Origin of the sequence: Dietzia sp. CW19 (assembly GCF_014145265.1) — a bacterium.
Lineage (GTDB): Bacteria > Actinomycetota > Actinomycetes > Mycobacteriales > Mycobacteriaceae > Dietzia > Dietzia natronolimnaea.
This window is the reverse complement of the sequence record NZ_JAALEE010000385.1, coordinates 1,811-5,892: the sequence shown is the minus strand read 5'-3', so window position 1 is coordinate 5,892 and position 4,082 is coordinate 1,811. Positions and strand designations below refer to the sequence as shown.

Genomic DNA, 4,082 nt, shown 5'->3' with positions numbered 1-4,082 from the left:
CCACCGTTCACCGGTGGCGCGGAGGAGTTGTCAGGTCAGATCAGGCGCAGGCGTCCGGGTTGGGCGGGTTGCCCTCTCCCGGCTCGAAGCCCGCCGCTCCGAGGTTCTCCTCGACGGCCGCGTCCCAGCTGCCGTCGGAGATCATCTCGCGGATGGCCTCGTTGATCTGCTCGCACTTCTCCGTGTCGCCCTTCTGGATACCGATCCCGTAGAGCTCCTCGGAGAAGGGGGAGCCGACCACCTTGAGCTGGCCCTGGTACTGGTCCTGGGCGGCGTAACCCGCGAGGATCGTGTCGTCCGTGGTGAGCGCGTCGACCGCGTTGGAGACCAGTGCCGAGACGCACTCGGAGTAGGTGCCGAACTCCTGGAGGTTGACCCCCGGGACCTCCTCCTGGACGTTCTGCGCCGAGGTCGACCCGGAGACCGAGCACAGACGCTTGCCGTCGAGCGACTCCGGCCCGGTGATGCTGTCGTCGTCCGCACGGACCAGGAGGTCCTGGCCGGCGACGAAGTACGGTCCGGCGAAGTCGACCTTCTCCTTGCGGGAGTCGGTGATCGAGTAGGTGGCCACGATCATGTCCACCTGCCCGGTCTCGAGGAGGGTCTCGCGCTGCGCGCTCGGTGCCTGGACCCACTCGATGTCCTCGGCGGGGGTGCCGAGCTTCTCGGCCACGTAGGTGGCCACGTCGACGTCGAGCCCGTTGTAGTCGTTGCCCACCTTCAGCCCCAGGCCCGGTTGGTCGAACTTGATGCCGATCCGGAGCTGGTTCTCGCCCCCGTCATCGTTCCCGCACGCGGCCAGGCCGAGAGCCAGGGTGACCGCCGCTGCGGCCGATCCGATCCGTCGGAAGTTCATGTGTTCTCCTCGTGAAATGGGTGGGTCGAGATCTGGGGGAGGTGATTCTGGAACGGGGGCCCGGTTCGGGGGTGGTGAGCGGACCCGAGCCGACTCAGTTGGTCAGGATCTTGGACAGGAAGTCCTTGGCACGGGCGCTCTGCGGGTTGGTGAAGAAATCCTCAGGGGTGGCCTGTTCGACCAGTTCCCCGTCGGCCATGAAGATGACGCGGTCGGCGGCCTTGCGCGCGAATCCCATCTCGTGGGTGACCACGACCATGGTCATCCCGGACCTCGCCAGCCCGGTCATCACGTCGAGGACCTCGTTGATCATCTCCGGGTCCAGGGCGGAGGTGGGCTCGTCGAAGAGCATGACCTTGGGGTCCATCGCGAGGGACCGCGCGATGGCGACACGCTGCTGTTGACCACCCGAGAGCTGGGCCGGGTACTTGGACGCCTGGTGCTCGACACCCACCCGTTCCAGCAGTTCCATCGCCCGCTTCTCCGCGACGGCCTTGGACTGTTTGCGCACCTTGATGGGGCCGAGGGTGACGTTCTCGAGGATCGTCTTGTGCGCGAACAGGTTGAACGACTGGAAGACCATGCCGACGTCCGCACGGAGCTTGGCGAGCGCCTTGCCCTCCTCCGGCAGTTCCTTGCCGTCGATGGTGATCGAGCCCGACTCGAAGGTCTCGAGCCTGTTGATCGCCCTGCACAGCGTCGACTTGCCCGAGCCCGAGGGGCCGATCACGACGATGACCTCGCCCTGATCGATGGACATGGTGATGTCCTTGAGCGCCTGGAAGTCACCGAAGTGCTTGTTCACGCCTGAGATCTCGACGAGTGCCATGGGAGGGATCATAGGCGGCTGAGGATTCATCGAGGATCGACTCGCCGATTGGACCTTTCCGGTCGACAACCTCACCGACCCTCCGTACCGTCAACCCATGGCGATATCAGACGTGAAGGAATACGCCCATCTCTCCGCCGAGGACGTCGAGGCGATCGGTGAGGAACTCGACGCGATCCGCCAGGAAGTCGTGGACTCGCTCGGCGAATCCGACCGCCGGTACGTGCAGAACACGATCCGTCTCCAGCGCGGACTGGTGGCCGGTGGCCGGGCGGTCCTCCTCTTCTCCGGGTACCGCCCGGCGTGGCTGGTGGGGACCGGGATGCTGGCCGCGGGCAAGATCATCGAGAACATGGAGCTCGGCCACAACGTGATGCACGGGCAGTGGGACTGGATGAACGACCCGATCATCCACTCCACCACCTGGGAGTGGGACATCGTGGGCACCTCCGAGCACTGGAAGGCCACTCACAACCATCACCACCACACGTACACCAACATCATCGGGATGGATGACGACGTCGGGTACGGCGTGGTCCGTGTGACGCGTGACCAGCCGTGGAACCCGGCGTACTCGCTGAACCTGGTGTGGAACACCATCCTGGCGTTCACCTTCCAGTGGGGCGTGGGGGTCCAGCACCTCGAGATCGCGCCGGGCACCATCAACTCGTCCGGCCGGGCCGAGCAGAAGCGGCGCATCGGGCAGTTCCTGCGCAAGGCCCGCCGTCAGGTGGGCAAGGACTACGTATGGTTCCCGCTCCTGTCGGGCCCCAACTGGAAGTCGACGATGGCGGCCAACGCCACCGCCAACGTCATCCGGAACCTGTGGTCCAACGCCGTGATCTTCTGCGGGCACTTCCCGGACGGTGCGGACAAGTTCACCCTGGAGGACCTCTCCGAGGAGACCCAGGCGCAGTGGTACCTGCGTCAGATGCTCGGCTCCGCCAACTTCACCGGAAGCCAGCTCACCCACTTCATGTCGGGCAACCTCTCCTACCAGATCGAGCACCACCTCTTCCCCACCATCCCGTCCAACCGGTACGGCGAGATCTCGGAGAAGGTCCAGGACGTCTGCCGTCGCTGGGATCTGCCGTACACGACGGGTCCGCTCTACAAGCAGTACTGGCAGTCGTGGCGCACGATCGCCAAGCTCTCGCTGCCCGACCGCTTCCTCAAGGCCACCACGGACGACGCGCCGGAAACCAGGTCGGAGCGCATGTTCGAGGGTGAGCCGCGGACCTACGACGATCACGCGGGCCCCCGGTCGGGCCTGGTCACCGCCCTGAAGCACCGGACCGCCCCGAACCAGCTCCGTCGCCTGACCCGCACGGTCTGACGGTGGCGGACGACCGGGGGGACGAAGGGGCTGCCGGCGGAGACCGGACGCCGAGCGTCGACGAGACGCATCGGCGACCCCCCGGCGCGACCGATGCCGAGGTGGAGGCCGCAGGCACCGCCACCGAGGCACTGGAGTACGTCGAGCGGGCCCGTGGCCACCTCTACGACCTGCACCAGCTGATCGGGCGCGCGGACATCCTCTACCAGCAGGCCGCGGATCAGCTGGAGGCGGTCGGCCGGACCGAGCTCGCGGAGCTGATCCGGACCGAGATGGTCGGGGTGAACGTCCTCCACGGGCGGTGGACGTTCCAGATGGTCGAGGAGTTCGACGACGGATTCTGGACCACTGCCCGAGAGGTCAGCAAGGCCGTCCGGGACGAGGTCACCGACGGGCGTCGCCACGTCTACGAGGCCGAACTCAAGGAGCGGAACCGGTCCGCGGGCACCACGGGTCATGAGGCGACCCCGCGGGAGAATCTCTGACCTCCGCGGGGTCGGCCGGTGTCAGCCGGTCCGGTGTCGGCCCGCCATGGCGTGCCGTTCGGACTCGGTCGTCCCACCCCAGACCCCGTAGAGTTCCTTCGATTCCATGGCGAACTGCCGACACGGGTCAAACACCGGGCAGCCCTGACAGACGGCCTTGGCCCTCTCCTCCTTGCGACGGCGTTCGCCCTTCGATTCGTCCTCTGCGCTGTAGAACAGGTCTTCGAGATCGATGCAGGCGGCATCGTCCCGCCACGACCAGAACTCCGCAGTGGGTTCGAGGTTCCTGTATCTGGGCACGGCGCCTCCTTCCCGCGACGCTGAAGTGCCCTGCCATGAGCCCTGGATGTTCAGAACGCGGTTGACTCCATCCTGACAGTCGACGCGGCGAGGTCAAACGGAAATTAGCGAGCGTAGGCTAACCTTTCTCGGCAAAAGTCGACGGGGGCTGCGCTTTTCGGAGCCTGTGGCCAGAGGTTAAAGTTCGGAAATTCTCCGGGGCCGACTCTTCATCTGCTGAGACGAGTGGCGGAAGTGGGCCTCGTCAGCTGCCGAACCGGGCCGTCGTCGCCCCGC

Annotated in this window: 5 protein-coding genes; 2 read left to right on the top strand and 3 right to left on the bottom strand. The window is 66.1% G+C overall.

All coding sequences use genetic code 11. From position 1 onward, the window contains the following. Positions 1-40: 40 nt before the first annotated feature. On the bottom strand, positions 41-856 hold the full coding sequence (locus tag G6021_RS11810; protein WP_182641359.1) for a glutamate ABC transporter substrate-binding protein: 816 nt from the start codon (positions 854-856) through the stop codon (positions 41-43). A 94-nt stretch (positions 857-950) separates the two neighbouring features. Then, positions 951-1,685 carry an amino acid ABC transporter ATP-binding protein gene (locus G6021_RS11805; RefSeq protein WP_095718777.1) on the bottom strand — a complete coding sequence of 245 codons (735 nt, stop codon included), beginning with the start codon at positions 1,683-1,685 and terminating at the stop codon, positions 951-953. A 97-nt stretch (positions 1,686-1,782) separates the two neighbouring features. On the opposite strand from G6021_RS11805, the gene G6021_RS11800 reads away from it, so the two are divergent. Both G6021_RS11800 and G6021_RS11795 read left to right on the top strand, forming a co-directional pair. Beyond that, complete coding sequence (locus G6021_RS11800; RefSeq protein WP_182641358.1) at positions 1,783-3,021, top strand: fatty acid desaturase; 1,239 nt, start codon at positions 1,783-1,785, stop codon at positions 3,019-3,021. A gap of 2 nt (positions 3,022-3,023) precedes the next feature. Continuing rightward, positions 3,024-3,506 (top strand): hypothetical protein, encoded by a 483-nt coding sequence (locus G6021_RS11795; RefSeq protein ID WP_182641357.1) that lies wholly within the window; start codon positions 3,024-3,026, stop codon positions 3,504-3,506. Between the two features lie 21 nt (positions 3,507-3,527). On the opposite strand, the gene G6021_RS11790 is transcribed toward G6021_RS11795, so the two are convergent. Then, positions 3,528-3,806, bottom strand: a complete 279-nt coding sequence (locus G6021_RS11790; protein WP_179523730.1) for a WhiB family transcriptional regulator — start codon at positions 3,804-3,806, stop codon at positions 3,528-3,530. Between the last annotated feature and the right edge of the window lie 276 nt (positions 3,807-4,082).

Bases quoted from the DNA above. Each gene is read 5' to 3' on its own strand.
- G6021_RS11810 (WP_182641359.1), bottom strand. From the start codon at position 856: ATGAACTTCCGACGGATCGGATCGGCCGCAGCGGCGGTCACCCTGGCT.
- G6021_RS11805 (WP_095718777.1), bottom strand. From the start codon at position 1,685: ATGGCACTCGTCGAGATCTCAGGCGTGAACAAGCACTTCGGTGACTTC.
- G6021_RS11800 (WP_182641358.1), top strand. From the start codon at position 1,783: ATGGCGATATCAGACGTGAAGGAATACGCCCATCTCTCCGCCGAGGAC.